The organism is Buttiauxella sp. (assembly GCF_049686335.1).
Classification (GTDB): domain Bacteria; phylum Pseudomonadota; class Gammaproteobacteria; order Enterobacterales; family Enterobacteriaceae; genus Buttiauxella.
On the sequence record NZ_JBAVHX010000004.1, the window covers coordinates 134314 to 150907 of the forward strand.

Below are 16594 nucleotides of genomic sequence, written 5' to 3' on the forward strand. Positions count from 1 at the left end.
ATCGGATGAATAAGTATCAGCTTACGGGTGATGCGAAGCTGCATGACTATCTGGTGGATGGCAAAAAGCAGCAGGTCAAACTCTGGCAGGTGGTCGCCCTTTACGACTTCAGCGATGTGAAAACCGGGCAGCTCGGCGGCTGGATTGAAACCGAAGACAATCTTAGCCAGCTGGGCCATTGCTGGATTTATGGCAACGAAAGCGTGGTGTATGGCGGGTCAACCGTCTCCGGTGATGCGCAAGTTCACGGCAGTTCCACCCTTTGCCACCAGGCACACATTAGCGATAAAAGTTTTGTCGAGCATTCCCTGATCAGCGGCGAGTGCCGTATTTTCGATGCCGCTCGCATTGTGAACGGCAGCCAGGTGATTGCCGTGCGTGGGCTGACTGCGGACAAAGACCAGTTACTGCAAATCTATGGCAATGCCACGGTTAACGCTTCCCGAGTTATTCATCAGGCGCAAATTTTTGGCAACGCCATCGTCAACAATGCCTTTATCGAGCACCGCGCTGAGGTCTTTGGTCAGGCCATTTTGCAAGGTAATGACGAGAACAATATCTGGGTGTGCGACTGCGCCCGCGTTTTTGACAATGCACGCATCATTGCCGGACGCGGCGACGACCAAATCCCGACCATTCGCTACTCCTCGCAAGTTTATGGCAACGCGCTAATTGAAGGCGATTGCGTCTTAAAGCACCAGGTGAATATCTTTGATGACGCCACGCTTATCGGCGGGCCAATTCAGCTTGATAATCAGGTACAAATCTTTGGACAGGCTCGCATCACCGGCAATGTACTTATCGAGGATAATGTGCAGATTTACGATAAAGCGGCGGTTGACGGTCTGGACGGCGAGTTGATTCATATTCGCGGGATTAAAGATATCAGCGGCGAACAACGTATCACGCGCTCGCCGTTTTATGGTTTGTTTTAAGAAAGGAGTCTGGGTGAATCGCCCTGCTTCACAAATTCCACAATCCGCCCATAAATATTCTGATCATGAAACTCGCCGTTGAGAAACTCGGCCTGTTTCAGGCGGCCTTCAAGGCTAAAACCATTGCGTAATGCGACCTGATTACTGGCCACATTGCTGACGATGCACTTAATCACAAAGCGACGCACCACGCCTTCGCGGGCATATTTCTCCACCACCGCCTCAACTGCGCGGGAAATAATCCCCTGCCCCAAAGCGTCTTTATCCAGCCAGTAGCCGATGTAAGCGGTTTTATTGGTCGGTTCAATCTGGTTAAACGAAACCACGCCAACCATTTTCTGCTGCTGGAAGATAAGGAACATTTTTGCGTAGCCGCGGTGATGCAACAGGTAATTGCCCTGCGCCATTTTGCGCGAGTCTTCAACCGATAAGACATATTGTGGCCAGTCCATCGCCGTCTGTAGCCAGGCTTTATTCTTCTGCACCAGGGCAAAAATCTCATCCACATAACGTTCGTGAATAGAATGCAGCGTGATGCTGTCATCAATGGTTATCAGGTCGTCTTGCCAGTTATCGGGGCTCCGCACTCCGCCTCTCCTCATTTGTTATGCGTGGGAAATTAAGTTCTGTGGCTAATAATGGTGCAGAAAAAACCATTGCACCACTGATGCTCCCCACCATTGCACAATGATTATGCACCGCGCCACGGACCGCCGCTTTTTGAACGGTTCGCCACGCTGGTATAGATATTGCTTAACATCTTTGTAACCCAAAGGAGACTCAGATGAAAGCGATCATAATCGGCGGCGGCATAGGTGGGCTTTCGGCGGCAATTGCCCTGAAAAGATGTGGCATAGCAACGGAAGTCTATGAAGCGGTAAAAGAGATCAAACCTGTCGGTGCGGCGATTTCTATTTGGCCAAATGGCGTGAAATGCCTGAACTGGCTCGGGATGAAAGAGCAGCTCCAGCAACTCGGCGGGCCGATGGAATTTATGGCCTACAAAGAGTTTGTCCACGGCCAGACCCTGACCCGTTTTAGTCTCGATCCTTTAATCCAAAGCGTGGGCGAACGCCCCTATCCTGTGGCACGCGCCGAACTGCAGGACATGCTGATCGATACCTGGGGCCGTGGGGATATTCAGTTTGGCAAGCGAGTGGCGAGGGTTGAAGAGTTTGATGGCGGTGTTCGCGCCATTTTTGAAGACGGGCATGTGGCGGTTGGCGATGTCTTAATTGCCGCTGATGGCACCCATTCAGTGATTCGCCCGTATGTACTTGGCCATCAGACTGAGCGCCGTTATGCCGGTTATGTAAACTGGAACGGTCTGGTGGACATTGACCAATCTATTGCTCCCGCCAATCAGTGGACGACGTTTGTTGGCGAAGGCAAACGTGTTTCTTTAATGCCGGTTGCTGGCAATCGTTTCTATTTCTTCTTTGATGTGCCGTTAGAACAAGGGCTGCCGGAAGATCGCAGTACAGTGAAAGCGGATTTAACGCGCTATTTTGCCGGTTGGGCGCCTGCGGTTCAGAAACTGATTTCTGCTATTAACCCTGCCACCACCAACCGCATAGAAATTCATGATATCGAGCCATTTATGCAACTGGTGCGTGGGCGTGTTGCACTACTTGGCGACTCAGGTCACAGTACGACGCCGGATATTGGCCAGGGGGGTTGTGCGGCAATGGAAGACGCCGTGGTACTGGCGGTCGCGTTGCAAACCAACTCTTTAGGCATTGAAGATGCGCTTCTGCGTTATCAGGAAAAACGTGCTTATCGTGTGAAAGATTTGGTGCTGAAAGCGCGTAAACGCTGCGATGTGACGCATGGCAAAGATATGGATGTGACACATAGTTGGTATGAAGAATTGAAGAGCGAAACCGGCGAGCGTGTGCTTTCGGGGATGCGAGAAACCATTCTCGGTGGGCCGCTGGAGTAGATTTTGGGTTTGGTGATGTTTGGTGATGTTTGGTGTCGGATGACGCTTGCGCTTATCCACCACGTAACAAGCCCCGCGAATGCGGGGCTTGATGCTTATTTCATGATGCGGTCATCAACGTATTTTCGTTTATCGGGCGCTGGCGGGAAGTAGTGATACAACCAGGTTTCACTGATGGCATCGCCCTGGCAGCGCAGGAACATACGCATATCGACCGGGTCGGTCGAATCGTCAGTGGGGTACCAGTCAAACAGAATACGGTAGCCGTTAAATGGCTCGACATAGAGAATTTCAATCTGCCTTGCTTCACCGTTCGACAGCGTGATAACCGGCTCAATGCCTTTCGGTGCCGCGGCCTTCAAATCTCCGCCGATGAAATCAATCGCGAAACGACGTGACCACTTATCCGGGAAGTGTTCGCCTGGCGCCCAACCTTCCGGGAAGCTGCCCATACCGGTGCGGGTCGCGTAAACGCGGGCCAGCGGTGACTGGATCGGCGGCAAACCACTCCAGTAGAGACGGTATTTAAACTCCAGTTCATCACCCGCTTTCACGGATTTATCCGGCTGCCAGAAGCAGACGATGTTATCCAGCGTTTCACCGGTAGTTGGGATTTCCATCAGGCCGATGGTGCCCTTGCCCCACTTGTTCAGCGGCTCAACCCACAGGCTTGGACGTTTGTTGTACCAGCCCATGATGTCCTGGTAGTTGGCGAACTCATGGTCTAATTGCAGCAAACCAAAGCCTTTCGGGTTGTTGTCGGAATAGGCGTTGTACTGCAATTTCTGCGGGTTATTCAGTGGGCGCGTCACCCACTCACCGTTGCCACGCCACATCGCCAGGCGATCGGAGTCGTGGATTTGCGGGTGAATGGTGTCGCACATACGCCGTTCGTTGGTGCCACAGGCAAACATACTGGTCATCGGCGCGATGCCCAGTTGTTTAATATCTTCACGCGCATAAAGGTGATTATCGACATCCATCACCACACGTTCGGCTTCACAACTGATAGTAAATTTGTATGCCCCGGTGACGCTGGCGCTATCCAGCAAGGCGTAGACCACAAATTTGGTGTCACCTGCTTTCGCCGTTTCAAACCAGAACGACGTAAAGTCCGGGAACTCTTCCAGTTGATCGGTATAGGTATTGACCGCCAGACCACGCGCCGACAAGCCGTACTGATAGGTGCTATCTACGGCGCGGAAATAGCTCGCGCCGAGGAACGAAACCACATCGCGGCGTGCCAGTTCAGGCGCTTTAAAGGCTTTAAAACCGGCAAAGCCAAGGTCAATCTGGCCTTCGAGTTGTTTGGTATCAACACCCGCATCGTTGTAATTAAACAACTCCGGGCGGAAGTGAATTTCACGCGCCTGATGGGACGTGGCATCAACAGAGAACATGCGCACACGGCGACGGAACCCCATCCCCACGTGGAAAAATTGCACATCCAGCTGGCGGTTTTCAATGTTGTTCCACAGCGAGTGGTCAGCATCATATTGAATGGCGTTGTAAGCCTGAGGCGTTAAATTTGCCAGAGTGTCAGGCAACGGACGCGGTTTTCCAACCCAGGGTTTCTTCGACAGGTCGTGGGCCATTGACTGGAGCACAGAGAAATCGAACGAGGTGGTGCGACCATCGGCAATTTCGGACTCTGAGGCGTAAGCTGCGCGTGAGAAAAGCGTCGCAAGTGAAGTTGTGCCGCTGACTGCGGCGAGAGCCATGGAGGCTTTAATAAAACGTCTGCGGTTCATGCCTGAAAAATAGTCCTTCTTTGTCGATGTCGATGTGTTTCGTCCCACCGGGATCAGACCGCACACTCTAGACAAAAACCACTGAAAAACCAATCAGAGACACAGACCTTTACGCAATATTTGTAGGGGGAGTTTGAAGGGTGGATAAGCGTATGCGCCATCCACCGAATTGTCGGGTGGCGTTGCGCTCACCCGATTTACGAACGGCCTTGTCACTATCTATTTGACGGCTACATCAATACCGGGGAAATATTTCTTCGCAAGCGTAGTAATCGTGCCGTCGGCACGCACTTTATCGATTGCTGCATCAAGTTGTTTTTTGGTGGCTTCGTCGCCCTTACGCAGACCGTAGCCGATACCGCTACCCAGAATCGTATCGTCGCTCACCGGTTTTCCAATAAAGCCAAAACCTTTGCCCTGCGGCTTGCTGAGGAAGCCCGCCTGGCCCGCGGCTGACATCACCAGTGACGCATCGATTCGGCCATTGAGCAGATCGCCCCACGCCATATTCTGGTCTTTATAAGAAACCACGGTGACGCCATGTTTTTCCCAGTGTTCTTTCGCATAAGTTTCCTGAATGGAGCCTTGCAGAACACCGATGGTTTTACCCTTCAGCCCTTCTGGGGTCGCTTCCATGCCACTGCCAAGCTTACCCACCAACTGCGAAGGAATACGGTAGATTGGCTGCGTAAAATCAATACTTTTACGACGCTGTTCGGTGATGTTCATCGCCGAGTTAATCGCATCGAATTTCTTCGCCACCAGCCCCGGGATTAACGCATCAAATGAGGTTTCCACCCACGTGCATTTCAGGCTCGCCGCTTGACAAATCGCGTTGCCCAAATCGATATCAAACCCTTCCAGTTCGCCCGACGAGTTACGGCTTTCAAACGGCGGGTATTCGGCTTCTACGCCATAACGCATTTCGCTTGCCGCAAAGACAGAGAACGAAGCGCACATCCCAACCAACAAACTTAACGCATAAACTTTTTTCATTATGACCTCGTATCAGCGTGGCTTAACCTGGCAAAGTGCCTGCGCACCCGCACGTAACGTAGCTTCATCTTTAGCAAATGACAAACGAATCAACTTGTTGTCTGTCCCATCGGTATAAAACGCGGAGAGCGGGATCGTCGCCACGCCGTATTGAGTAATTAATCGCTTCATCATTTCACTGTCGGATTCATCGCTGAAATGATCGAACTTCGCTAGCAGGAAGAACGACCCCGCGCTTGGTAGCAGCTTGAATGGCGAGTCCGCCAATAGTGACTGCATCAAATCGCGTTTACGCTGATAAAACGCCGCCAGCGACAAATAGGTATCCGGGTTCGTCATATATTCAGCAAACGCATACTGCATGGGCGTATCGGCGGAGAACATCAGGAACTGATGCACTTTGCAGATTTCCGACATCAGCTCAGCGGGTGCCAGACAATAGCCCACGCGCCAGCCGGTCACATGGAAGGTTTTGCCAAATGAGGAGACGATAACGCTGCGCTCGGCCAGTGCCGGATGCGTTGCCATGCCGTGATGGCGTTCACCATCAAACACGATATGTTCGTAGACTTCATCGGAGAGAATAATGATGTCGGTGTTGCGCGTCAGTTCAGCCAGCATCTCGAGATCGTGGGCGCGAAACACCTGGCCGCTGGGGTTGTGCGGGGTGTTAACGATGATCATGCGCGTACGCGGGGTAATCGCAGCACGCACTTCGTCCCAGTTAACGGTGAAATCTGGCAGCGCCAGTTTCAGCGCCACCGGAGTTGCACCCTGCAGGCGCACAATCGGGGCGTAGCTATCAAAAGAGGGTTCGAAGTAAATCACTTCATCGCCCGGATGCACTAACCCGCTGATGGCGGAATAAAGCCCTTCACTGGCGCTGGCGGTGACTAAAATCTCATCGTCAACGTCATAATGTGAACCGTAAAGCGTGGCCACTTTTTCCGCGATCAAGGTTTTTAACGGCATGTAACCGGTCATCGGTGCGTATTGGTTATGATTTTCCTGCATCGCTTTGGTGACGCCAGCAATCAGTTGTGGGTCAGGCGAAAAATTAGGTGCACCCTGTGAAAGGTTGATGGCGTTATGTTGCGCCGACAGCTGGCCGATAACGGTAAAAATGGTGGTTCCAACATCCGGTAATTTTGAACGAAGTTGCACCGGGGTTTGCATAGTCATGGCCACTCCTCTTAAGGCAATATTTGCATAACTATTCAAACTGTAACGGGTTGCTACCACAACCGAATTGTTGTCATAATAGCCATGCAAAAAATTCATAGCTCAATGGAGATCAATCACCTATGCGGCGCAATTTCCCCCTGAACACAGTTGATGCTTTCCTTGTCACAGCAAAACATTTGAATCTGACGCGTGCCGCAAAAGAGCTTTGTCTGACCCAGGGAGCGGTGAGCCGCAAAATCTCCACTCTTGAGCAGTGGCTCGGCTATTCGCTGTTTGACCGTCATGCCCGTGGATTACATTTAACTCCCCAGGGAAACGCCCTGCTGCCGGAGATGCAGCATGCTTTTGAGCATCTTCTGAGTGTGGCAAACAATGCCTGCCATAAATCCACGGTTATTCGCCTCAAAGCCCCGACCTGTGCGATGCGCTGGCTGGTGCCTAAGCTTGTGCAACTCGAGAGCGCCGCCCCTGACATTCAGGTGGCGTTAACCACCACCGTTGAACATGGCGTCAATTTCAAAAACGAGTCATACGATGCGGCGATCGTTTTCGGCCAGCCAGACAATAGCGGCACGTTGCTGTTTGAAGAGCAACTCACGCCGGTGATAAGCCAGCATTTGCTGCCCGATGAACCGCTCACCGCCGATGTTTTAAGCCGCTACACCTTCCTGCATCCGACACGCGATCGTACCGACTGGTCACTGTGGCTGGCGAAAAACACCGACCTCGCCCCTGTTATGCATAAAAATCAACACTTCGACACGATGGACTTAGCCATCAGCGCGGCGATTCAGGGATTTGGGATGGCGATTGCCGATGCCACGCTTGTAGCTGAAGATTTGCGGCGCGGCAGACTGGTGCAGCCGTTCGCAAGCCAGGTGAAAACCGGTGCGTGTTACCGTTTGTCCCTGCGCCCGGGCAGTGAAAACAGCAGTGAACTGGAAGCATTTAAAAAGAGTTTGCTGACGTTAAGTGACTAGTTGATGGTCGCTGAAAGCGGATGTCGGATGAGCGTACGCGACATCCGACATTTCTCTCAGCCAGGGTTAAGCTGCGATTTACAACAATCCGCAACGTTTTTTACTGCGATCGGACGCCTGCTGATACAACTCAAATTCATCGGCAACCGGTGCACCGAGCGCCTGTTCAAACGCCGCACGGCTGGAGTGGCCGTGACTGCGTTGCCCGCCTTCCCCCCCCAGATTCGACTGGAAAATCCCCGCCGCACTGACCGGCAGAAAATCTTCGTAAATAATCGGCTGCGCCACCAGCCAGCCACGTTCAATTAATGGCTGAGGATCATCGCCTGGTTTAATCGAATGGCGGTGCGTTTCACCCACCGGTGTTAAACGATAGCGGAAATAGGCTAAATCCTGGCAGCGCATCAGCGTGTCGCTGTCTGGCAGACGGGAGAAGACCTCCTGCAAATGCTGCTGATGGCTAAAGTTATCCTGCCCGTTACCTGCTTCATTTAGCAATTCGTCATATAACGCACGCCCTTTCGGGGTCAGCGCCACGCCGCGCTGTTCGATTTCCCCAAAGCGCGCGGTATGAGTGCCATGATGCACACCGGCAAAAATAATCGGCTCTTCCAGAGCTTTAAAGCTGGTCTGGCGCAGCAATATGGGGAACATGCGGCGCGGTGGGCCTTCGATAATCGCTTTCGGCGCAATGCCGTATTCCGGCATCAAAGCTTGAACACGGTCGATATCCAGCGTGCGCGGTGTCAGGTGATTAATGTGACAACCGCGGAAGCAGACCACATCGGCAATCAGGCGATGTTGCTGATGAAACGCCTGGTAGGTCTGGGCGTCTACCGTGGCGTGGCTGTGCCAGCGGAAAGTTTCCAGCGCCTGCCCGACAAACTCATCGGCCTGAGCTTCGCTAAACGCCCCCTGCTGGTCGTAAATATCGAGTAATGCCAGGCAACGCGGGGTGAAAATGTTGCGTTCTGCGAGGATGGCCGCCGCTGTATTTCGCAACGCCAGGTCGTCAATCAATTCCAGCCGTAATAAAGAGGTGAAAATGCGAAACGGGTTACGTGCCAGCGCGGCATCGTCAATCGGACGAAACGCCGTGGAATGCACCGGAACGCCTGCCTGGGAAAGATCGTAATAGCCGACAGGATACATCCCCATCACGGCAAAAACGCGGCGTAAAGTCGCCAGTTCTTCTGCCTTACCCACGCGGATCGCGCCATGACGCTCCACATTCAGACGTGCCAGTTCATCTGCATTTTCTAGTTGCTGTTGCAGATCGGGGCAGTTTTCCAGCACCGCCAGATTCACGTCTGCGACTAACTCTAACAAGGTTCCGTACTGAGGCACCTCTTGCTGGTACATCGCCGACATAGCGTGCGAAAATTTTTCCCGAATATCATCAGCCGTGATGTTGTTCGCCATGATGTCGTATCTCCAGTGAATATTGCTGAAAGCGTAGAATGTTGTGCAGAGGTTTAGGGCGAAGAATTTTCGTTTTGTGATCGACTATACAGCCCTGCATTAGAAGTAATGCTAACCGCTTATTGCATAACCAATGGCTATGAAACACCACGCTTAAATTCACTTTAATTTAACAAGTTATTAACTGAGACTGTGTGCGGATATTCAAATAATAAAACATCACCCCGTACCTGGAGCATCTTATGTCCGAAATCTGGAAACCCTGTGAGCTGGTTCATCGTGACTATGACTCTCACCCACCGGCTTTCGCGCCGGGGTATAAAACGAGTGTGCTGCGCTCACCGCGAAATGCGCTTATTTCGCTGCAAAACTCGCTGTCTGAAATTACCGGCCCGATATTTGGCGCAAAAGATCTCGACCCGCTTGATAACGATTTGATCATGAATTACGCCAAAGACGGTTTGCCGATTGGCGAGCGTATTATTGTGCACGGTTATGTGCGCGACGGTTTTGGTCGGCCGATGAAAAACACGCTGGTGGAAGTGTGGCAGGCCAATGCTGGCGGGCGTTACCGCCATAAAAAAGACAAATATCTTGCGCCAATTGACCCGAACTTTGGCGGCTGCGGACGTGTGCTGACGGACGAAAATGGCTATTACTTTTTCCGCACCATCAAGCCAGGCCCGTATCCATGGCGCAACCAGGCCAGCGACTGGCGCCCTTCCCATATTCACTTTTCACTTTCCGGTGAATCCTTTGCCCAGCGCCTGATCACGCAGATGTATTTTGAAGGCGATCCGCTGATCAAGCAGTGCCCGATTGTGAAGACCATTAATAACGATGACGCCATCCGCACGCTGATTGCCGAACTGGATACCCATGCGGCCGTCCCGCTCGACTGTCTGGCTTACCGGTTTGATTTGGTGTTACGCGGCCAGCGCGCCACGTTGTTTGAAAACCGCACTCAAGGAGCCGTTTGATGAAAGATTATTTAGCGGAAACCGCCTCGCAAACAGCGGGCCCTTACGTCCATATTGGCCTGGCTCCGCAGGCCGCGGGATTTAACATTTTTGAGAAGAATTTTAGCCATGTGCTGACGAACTCTCATACCCAGGGCGAGCGGATTATCGTCGAAGGCCGGGTGTTCGACGGCTCCGGTACGCCAGTGCGTGATGTTCTGCTGGAAGTGTGGCAAGCCAATGCCGCCGGGCGTTACAACCATCCGGCAGACAATCAAACCGATAAATCCTTAGATGAAGATTTTCGTGGCTGGGGTCGCACCTGTTCGGATTTCGACAGCGGCGTCTGGCGTTTTGACACCATCAAGCCAGGTGCAGTTATTGGCCGTGATGGACGCATGATGGCACCGCACCTGAATCTGTGGATTGTGGCACGCGGAATTAATATCGGCCTGAATACGCGGATGTATTTTTCAGACGAACAGACCGCGAATGAAACTGATCCGGTGCTGAATTTAATTGAATGGGAAGTGCGACGTAACACCTTGATTGGCAAGCGTGAAAAGCGTGGCGATGAGGTAGTGTATACGTTTGATGTGTATCTACAGGGGGAGAAGGAGACGGTGTTTTTTGACGTATAGATTCAGATGAAAAATGGTGGATGACGCTTGCGCTTATCCACCCTACGCTTCATTACCCTCACCCTTTGTTATAAAAACAAATCAATTGTTAATGAAATTTTGCTAGCAAGTTATCAAAATTAAACAACTTATCTTGTCAGCGCTACGGGTCTGTTTTTAACATCAGGTTATGGAAAAAAACGGTTTGTTCAGTCAGCGCATTCGGTTGCGCCATCTTCATACTTTCGTGGCTGTCGCTCAACAGGGAACGCTGGGGCGCGCGGCTGAAACACTTAATCTTAGCCAACCGGCATTATCGAAGACGCTTAATGAACTTGAGCAGTTAACCGGCACGCGTTTGTTTGAGCGCGGGCGTCTGGGTGCGCAGATGACGCTAATGGGCGAGCAGTTCCTCACCCACGCCGTTAAGGTGCTGGATGCGTTGAATCACGCCGGGCAATCGCTCAATCAGAAAGAGGGTCAAAGCACTGCGGTGATCCGCGTCGGTGCGCTGCCCACTGCCGCGCTGGGTATTTTGCCAAAAGTTATCGGCCAGTTTCACAAACAACAAAGCGATGTGACGCTGCAAGTTGCCACCATGAATAACACCATGTTGCTGTCGGGATTAAAATCTGGCGAGCTGGATTTAGGCATTGGCAGAATGTCCGACCCGGAATTGATGACCGGGCTGAATTACGAGCTGTTATTCCTCGAATCGTTAAAACTGGTGGTGCGTCCAGGCCACCCGCTGCTGCACGAAAACATTACGCTGAGTAAAGTGATGGAATGGCCGGTGGTGGTTTCGCCGAAAGGCACGATCCCGCGTCAAAATGCCGAATCCCTGCTTTCCAGCCAGGGCTGTAAAATGTCAGCCACCTGCGTCGAAACGCTTTCCGCTTCGCTTTCCCGCCAGCTGACCGTGGATTTTAACTACGTGTGGTTTGTGCCATCGGGGGCGGTGAAAGAGGATTTACGTCAGGGAACGTTGACCTCGTTGCCGGTCGCCACTCAGGGTGCCGGCGAGCCAATCGGCGTTTTAACCCGGGTGGATACCCCGCTATCGCCTGCCGCGCAAATCTTGTTGGCCTCGATTCGTAAGTCGATTCCCGGTTAAGTGTCGGATGAGGCAATTTTATGTCGGGGGCGGCGTTGCCTTGCCCGACCTGCAACGGCTTTCGTTGCGTTGCCCAACCTGCAACGGCTTTCGTTGCCTTGCCCGACCTACAGCGGCTCTCGTTGCCTTGCCCGACCTGCATCGGCTCTCGTTGCCTTGTCCGGCCTGCAACGGCTCTCGTTGCCTTGCCCGACCTACAAACGGCTTTCTTTGCCTTGCCCGACTTACAACGGCTTTCGTTGCCTTGCCCGACCTGCAACGGCTCTCGTAGGTCGGATAAGCGTTAGCGTCATCCGACATTCATTAACCGGCAGCATCAATCTCATCAAACACCTGTTGTGCCAGGTGCATGGTGGCGTTGGCTGCAGGCAATCCGCAATACAGCGCCGAATGCATAATCAACTCTTTTAACTCATCGCGCGTCACGCCGTTATTAAACGCCGCACGCAGGTGCATTTTCAGCTCCGCTTCACGGTTTAGCGCAATCAACATCGCAATGGTTATCATGCTGCGGGTATGGCGCTCAAGGCCCGGGCGCGTCCAGATATCACCCCAGGCATATCGCGTGATGAAGTTCTGAAACTCTTCGTTCAGCGGCGTGAGCTGCGACAAAGTGCGGTCGACGTGCTTATCACCCAGCACCGCGCGGCGCACCTCCATCCCTTGTTGGTAGTGTTCTTCATCCTGCATATCAGTCATCCTGTTGAATAAAGTTGAGCAATGCGGTGTTAAACGCGTCGGCGTCTTCAATGCTTGAGAGGTGCGAAGCTTGCAACGTCACCAGATGCGAACCCTTCACCTGCTGCTGCATAAATTCGCTGTCTGCCACGGTGCAAACCGGGTCGTCGACGCCTGCAATAAACAGCATCGGCACAGCAATAGCGTCAATTTCGCCACGCAGATCCGCGGCGGCTAAGGCTTCGCAACAGGAGGCATAACCCTCAGGATTAATTTGCGCCAGGGTGTTGCACAACGACTCGACTTTCGCAGAATGGTGTTTCACAAAACTGTCAGTAAACCAACGTGATGGCGCACTTTTAGCAATCGCCGACATCCCTTCATGGCGCACAGTACGCGCGCGTTCCAGCCAGCCGCTCTGCTCGCCGATTTTTGCCGCGCTATTGGCAACCGTTACGGAAAGAAAACGCTCCGGTGCAAAACGTGCCAGCCATAATCCGGTAAGACCACCCATCGAAATTCCGCAGAAGTGCGCCTGCTGCACGCCTGCGTCGTCCATCACGCTAAGAACATCTTCCGCCAGTTGCGGCAGCGTAGTTTTCTCATTTTTGTGCGTTCGCCCGTGCCCGTGGGTGTCATAACGCAGCACGCGAAAGTTCTGCAGAAGTGCCGCCATTTGTGGCTGCCACATCTCAAAGGTGGTGCCCAGTGAATTTGATAACACCACGACCGGCGCGCCGCCCGGCCCTTCCAGCTGATAATAATGGCTCATGTAGATTCCCTGTTTTGTTGTGCCGCCCGCGTCAACACCTGGTTGATAAAGGTGTCGTTGCTGCCAAGCGCCTGTTGCGGGTCGAGCAGATGTGCAATTTGTGTCGCAGAAAGATGCGGCGTGACTTGCGGATGTTGTGCGAGCAGTGCCGCAAGCGGCTGGTTTTCATCCAGCGCACGGTGGCAAAGCTGTTCGACAAGATGATGCGCCGCCTGTTTACCAAGTGATTTCGCAAGCGCAAGTGTGACGGATTCCGCCATAATCAGGCCGTGGGTGATATCCAGATTTCCACGCATTTTATCGGTGTGAACCTGCATCCCGCAGAGTAATTCCAGCGTCGTTTGCATCACGCCACCAGCCAGCAAAATTAACTGAGGAAGGGTTTCCCATTCCGCTTGCCAGCCCCCGAGTGCTCTTTCGTGTTGCTGATTCTGACTGGCATACATCGTCGCCATTAGACCCGGGATCCGGGTGGTGGCAGTCAGGATTGCCGCACAACTCACCGGATTACGTTTATGCGGCATGGTCGATGAACCGCCGCGCCCTTCGGCTATCGGCTCACCCACTTCCGCCACTTCGGTCTGCATTAATAATGAAAAATCATTTGCGAATTTGCCCAGCGTTGCGCTCACGCCCGCAAACCAGCTGGCAACTTCCAGCAACCTGTCGCGCTGGCTGTGCCATGGGGTATCGGCCTGACTCAGCCCCAGCTCGTTTGCCAGCGCCTGGGCAACCTCTGAGCCTGTGTCATTTAGCGAGGCCAGCGTGCCCGCGGCACCGCCAAATTGCAGCACTAACACGCGCGGTTTCATCTCTTGCAGGCGTTGTTGCCAGCGCAAAAGTGCATCGAGAGTGCCGGCTAGTTTCAGGCCAAAGGTAATCGGCAGCGCGTGCTGCATCCAGGTACGGCCTGGCATCACGCTGTGTTGATGACGTTGGATTTGTTCGATTAACGCAGAAATTAACTGCTTAAGCAGCGTGTCACTGGCTGTGAGCGCCTGGCGCAATTGTAAAACCAGGCCGGTATCAATCACGTCCTGGCTGGTTGCGCCCCAGTGAACATAGCGCGCGGCCTGTTCGTCCTGTTGTTTGACATTGGCCGTCAGCTGTTTGACCAGAGGAATGGCCAGATTCCCCGCGCCCGCTGCCGCCTGTGCTAACGCCGGGATATCAAGTTTATCGGCCTGACACTGCGTGGAGATAATCTTAATCGCCGAGCCGGGAGTCACGCCACAAAGTGCTGTCGCCCGCGCCAGCGCCGCTTCAAAATCCAGCATCCCTTGTAACGTGCGTTCATCGCTGAAGATTTCGGTCAACGGTGATGTCCGTAACATTGGGGTAAACAGTGTCATGCCTGCTCCTTAAACGCGTTCAATAATCAGTGCAATCCCCTGACCCACACCGATACACATCGTACAAAGCGCGTAGCGTCCGCCGCTACGCTTAAGTTGATACGCGGCGGTCATCGCCAGACGTCCGCCTGAAGCGCCCAACGGATGCCCCAACGCAATAGCCCCACCGTTCGGATTCACATGTTCTGCATCGTCCGGCAGACCCAGGTCGCGCATCACCGCCAGTGCTTGTGCAGCAAAAGCTTCATTTAATTCGATAACATCCATCTGCGCGAGAGTTAATCCGGTTTGTGCCAGCACTTTGCGCACCGCAGGCGCCGGGCCAAAGCCCATAATACGCGGCGCGACACCCGCCGTTGCCACCCCGACCACCCGCGCCAACGGCTGCAAGCCATGGGTATTGAGTGCCAGTTCGCTCGCAAGCAGCAACGCACAAGCGCCATCGTTGACGCCCGAGGCGTTACCGGCGGTGACCGTGCCGTCAGCACGAACCACCCCTTTTAGTTTTGCCAGCGACTCAAGCGAGGTGGAACGCGGATGTTCGTCGCGGTGAAATAGCAGCGCTTCGCCTTTGCGTTGGGCGATGGAAACCGGGATCAGCTCATCGTCAAAAATACCCATTTCCTGAGCACGCGCGGTACGAAGCTGGCTACGTAATGCGAAAGCATCCTGATCTTCACGGTTGATATTGAAGTCAGTGGCGACGTTTTCTGCCGTTTCAGGCATCGCATCCACACCGTATTGCGCTTTCATTAGCGGGTTAATAAAACGCCATCCGATGGTGGTGTCTTCCATTTTCATACCGCGGCTAAAGGCGCTTTCCGCTTTACCCATGACAAACGGTGCACGTGACATACTTTCCACGCCGCCGGCGATCATCAACTGGGTTTCACCGCTTTTAATGGCTCTTGCCGCCACACCTAATGCATCCAGGCTTGAACCACATAAACGGTTGATAGTGGTGCCGGGGACGGTTTCAGGCATTCCCGCCAGTAACAGCGCCATACGCGCCACGTTGCGGTTATCTTCACCGGCCTGGTTTGCACAGCCGTAAATCACATCATCGACGGCCGACCAGTCCACATTCGGGTGGCGTTCCATTAATGCTTTCAACGGCAGCGCGGCTAAATCATCGCTACGAACCGACGACAGAGTGCCCGCAAAACGGCCAAAAGGAGTACGCACTCCATCACAGATAAATGCTTGATTCATCATAGTTCCTTACGCGCTTTCTGCCAGTTGTTCGAAGCCAAGTTTGACCGGTGTGATGCGTTGTAATTCTTCAAAAGACAGGCCGTTAAAGATTTCGCGCACCACCGGTCCTTTGTCGGTGATATCAATCACCGCGAGGTCGGTATAAATGCGACTCACACAGCCAATTCCGGTAAGCGGATACGAGCAGCTTTCCACCAGTTTGCATTCGCCGTCACGGGTGAGGTGATCCATCATGACAAACACCTGACGGGCGCCGATGGCTAAGTCCATCGCCCCGCCAACGGCGGGAATGGAATCCGGCGCACCGGTGCTCCAGTTTGCTAAATCACCGCTCGCCGAGACCTGATAAGCCCCCAGCACGCAGATATCGAGATGGCCGCCGCGCATCATGGCAAAGGAGTCGCCATGGTGGAAAAAGCAGCCGCCGGTCAGCAATGTGACATGCTCTTTACCGGCGTTGATTAATTCGGGATCTTCTTCCCCTTCAGCCGGTTTTGGCCCCATGCCGAGCAAACCGTTTTCGCTGTGTAAGAAGATCTCTTTATCGGCGGGAAGATAGTTAGCAATGCGCGTTGGCAAGCCAATGCCGAGGTTAACGTAAGCGCCTTCGGGGATATCACGCGCAACACGTTTTGCCATTTCATCACGGGTTAATTTTTTCATCTGTGGCTCC

At 53.2% G+C, this 16594-nt stretch carries 16 protein-coding genes; 6 read left to right on the plus strand and 10 right to left on the minus strand.

The window, feature by feature from the left end; all coding sequences use genetic code 11:
* Positions 1-5: 5 nt before the first annotated feature.
* Complete coding sequence (ydcK, locus tag WBL83_RS00955) at positions 6-935, plus strand: YdcK family protein (protein ID WP_424587380.1); 930 nt, start codon at positions 6-8, stop codon at positions 933-935.
* On the opposite strand, the gene rimL is transcribed toward ydcK, so the two are convergent.
* Entirely contained in the window at positions 932-1522 is a 591-nt protein-coding gene (gene rimL / locus WBL83_RS00960) for a 50S ribosomal protein L7/L12-serine acetyltransferase (RefSeq protein WP_424587381.1), read from the minus strand. The genes ydcK and rimL overlap by 4 nt on opposite strands.
* Positions 1523-1719: 197 nt before the next feature.
* Here rimL and hpxO point away from each other — a divergent pair, with 197 nt between their 5' ends.
* Complete coding sequence (gene hpxO, locus WBL83_RS00965) at positions 1720-2877, plus strand: FAD-dependent urate hydroxylase HpxO (RefSeq protein WP_424587382.1); 1158 nt, start codon at positions 1720-1722, stop codon at positions 2875-2877.
* Positions 2878-2972: 95 nt separating this feature from the next.
* On the opposite strand, the gene WBL83_RS00970 is transcribed toward hpxO, so the two are convergent.
* The 3 genes from WBL83_RS00970 to WBL83_RS00980 all read right to left on the minus strand — a co-directional run bounded on the left by WBL83_RS00970 (position 2973) and on the right by WBL83_RS00980 (position 6806).
* A complete protein-coding gene (locus WBL83_RS00970) occupies positions 2973-4628 on the minus strand; it encodes a glucan biosynthesis protein D (RefSeq protein ID WP_424587383.1) in 1656 nt (551 codons plus the stop codon).
* A 219-nt stretch (positions 4629-4847) separates the two neighbouring features.
* Positions 4848-5624 carry an ABC transporter substrate-binding protein gene (locus tag WBL83_RS00975; RefSeq protein WP_424587384.1) on the minus strand — a complete coding sequence of 259 codons (777 nt, stop codon included), beginning with the start codon at positions 5622-5624 and terminating at the stop codon, positions 4848-4850.
* 12 nt (positions 5625-5636) lie between these two features.
* The gene (locus WBL83_RS00980) at positions 5637-6806 is read right to left on the minus strand and encodes a pyridoxal phosphate-dependent aminotransferase (RefSeq protein ID WP_424587385.1); all 1170 of its coding nucleotides are present in this window, start codon (positions 6804-6806) and stop codon (positions 5637-5639) included.
* A gap of 122 nt (positions 6807-6928) precedes the next feature.
* Here WBL83_RS00980 and WBL83_RS00985 point away from each other — a divergent pair, with 122 nt between their 5' ends.
* Complete coding sequence (locus WBL83_RS00985) at positions 6929-7789, plus strand: LysR substrate-binding domain-containing protein (protein WP_424587386.1); 861 nt, start codon at positions 6929-6931, stop codon at positions 7787-7789.
* Positions 7790-7867: 78 nt separating this feature from the next.
* Here WBL83_RS00985 and hglS read toward each other — a convergent pair whose 3' ends face one another.
* The gene (gene hglS, locus WBL83_RS00990; RefSeq protein WP_424587387.1) at positions 7868-9211 is read right to left on the minus strand and encodes a 2-oxoadipate dioxygenase/decarboxylase HglS; all 1344 of its coding nucleotides are present in this window, start codon (positions 9209-9211) and stop codon (positions 7868-7870) included.
* Between the two features lie 242 nt (positions 9212-9453).
* Between hglS and pcaH the strand changes: the two genes are divergently transcribed.
* From pcaH to pcaQ, 3 genes are all read left to right on the plus strand, one after another.
* The gene (pcaH, locus tag WBL83_RS00995; RefSeq protein WP_424587388.1) at positions 9454-10191 is read left to right on the plus strand and encodes a protocatechuate 3,4-dioxygenase subunit beta; all 738 of its coding nucleotides are present in this window, start codon (positions 9454-9456) and stop codon (positions 10189-10191) included.
* Entirely contained in the window at positions 10191-10811 is a 621-nt protein-coding gene (gene pcaG / locus WBL83_RS01000) for a protocatechuate 3,4-dioxygenase subunit alpha (RefSeq protein WP_424587389.1), read from the plus strand. Before pcaH ends, pcaG begins: the two co-directional genes overlap by 1 nt.
* A 169-nt stretch (positions 10812-10980) precedes the next feature.
* Positions 10981-11904 carry a pca operon transcription factor PcaQ gene (pcaQ, locus tag WBL83_RS01005; RefSeq protein ID WP_424587390.1) on the plus strand — a complete coding sequence of 308 codons (924 nt, stop codon included), beginning with the start codon at positions 10981-10983 and terminating at the stop codon, positions 11902-11904.
* A 303-nt stretch (positions 11905-12207) separates the two neighbouring features.
* Here pcaQ and pcaC read toward each other — a convergent pair whose 3' ends face one another.
* From pcaC to WBL83_RS01030, 5 genes are read right to left on the minus strand one after another with little or no spacing between them, the layout of a single operon-like run.
* Positions 12208-12594 (minus strand): 4-carboxymuconolactone decarboxylase, encoded by a 387-nt coding sequence (gene pcaC / locus WBL83_RS01010; protein ID WP_424587391.1) that lies wholly within the window; start codon positions 12592-12594, stop codon positions 12208-12210.
* Between the two features lies 1 nt (position 12595).
* On the minus strand, positions 12596-13354 hold the full coding sequence (gene pcaD, locus WBL83_RS01015; RefSeq protein ID WP_424587392.1) for a 3-oxoadipate enol-lactonase: 759 nt from the start codon (positions 13352-13354) through the stop codon (positions 12596-12598).
* Complete coding sequence (locus tag WBL83_RS01020; protein WP_424587393.1) at positions 13351-14706, minus strand: 3-carboxy-cis,cis-muconate cycloisomerase; 1356 nt, start codon at positions 14704-14706, stop codon at positions 13351-13353. Before WBL83_RS01020 ends, pcaD begins: the two co-directional genes overlap by 4 nt.
* Positions 14707-14715: 9 nt before the next feature.
* Positions 14716-15918: a 3-oxoadipyl-CoA thiolase gene (gene pcaF, locus WBL83_RS01025; protein ID WP_424588010.1), complete on the minus strand. Its 1203-nt coding sequence runs from the start codon at positions 15916-15918 to the stop codon at positions 14716-14718.
* 9 nt (positions 15919-15927) lie between these two features.
* Positions 15928-16584 carry a 3-oxoacid CoA-transferase subunit B gene (locus WBL83_RS01030; protein WP_424587394.1) on the minus strand — a complete coding sequence of 219 codons (657 nt, stop codon included), beginning with the start codon at positions 16582-16584 and terminating at the stop codon, positions 15928-15930.
* Positions 16585-16594: the final 10 nt, after the last annotated feature.

Coding starts and splice junctions, on each gene's coding strand:
- pcaH (WP_424587388.1), top strand. CDS start 9,454: ATGTCCGAAATCTGGAAACCCTGTGAGCTGGTTCATCGTGACTATGAC.
- pcaF (WP_424588010.1), bottom strand. CDS start 15,918: ATGAATCAAGCATTTATCTGTGATGGAGTGCGTACTCCTTTTGGCCGT.
- hglS (WP_424587387.1), bottom strand. CDS start 9,211: ATGGCGAACAACATCACGGCTGATGATATTCGGGAAAAATTTTCGCAC.
- pcaC (WP_424587391.1), bottom strand. CDS start 12,594: ATGCAGGATGAAGAACACTACCAACAAGGGATGGAGGTGCGCCGCGCG.
- WBL83_RS00970 (WP_424587383.1), bottom strand. CDS start 4,628: ATGAACCGCAGACGTTTTATTAAAGCCTCCATGGCTCTCGCCGCAGTC.
- pcaG (WP_424587389.1), top strand. CDS start 10,191: ATGAAAGATTATTTAGCGGAAACCGCCTCGCAAACAGCGGGCCCTTAC.
- pcaQ (WP_424587390.1), top strand. CDS start 10,981: ATGGAAAAAAACGGTTTGTTCAGTCAGCGCATTCGGTTGCGCCATCTT.
- pcaD (WP_424587392.1), bottom strand. CDS start 13,354: ATGAGCCATTATTATCAGCTGGAAGGGCCGGGCGGCGCGCCGGTCGTG.
- hpxO (WP_424587382.1), top strand. CDS start 1,720: ATGAAAGCGATCATAATCGGCGGCGGCATAGGTGGGCTTTCGGCGGCA.
- ydcK (WP_424587380.1), top strand. CDS start 6: ATGAATAAGTATCAGCTTACGGGTGATGCGAAGCTGCATGACTATCTG.
- WBL83_RS00980 (WP_424587385.1), bottom strand. CDS start 6,806: ATGACTATGCAAACCCCGGTGCAACTTCGTTCAAAATTACCGGATGTT.
- WBL83_RS00975 (WP_424587384.1), bottom strand. CDS start 5,624: ATGAAAAAAGTTTATGCGTTAAGTTTGTTGGTTGGGATGTGCGCTTCG.
- WBL83_RS00985 (WP_424587386.1), top strand. CDS start 6,929: ATGCGGCGCAATTTCCCCCTGAACACAGTTGATGCTTTCCTTGTCACA.
- WBL83_RS01020 (WP_424587393.1), bottom strand. CDS start 14,706: ATGACACTGTTTACCCCAATGTTACGGACATCACCGTTGACCGAAATC.
- WBL83_RS01030 (WP_424587394.1), bottom strand. CDS start 16,584: ATGAAAAAATTAACCCGTGATGAAATGGCAAAACGTGTTGCGCGTGAT.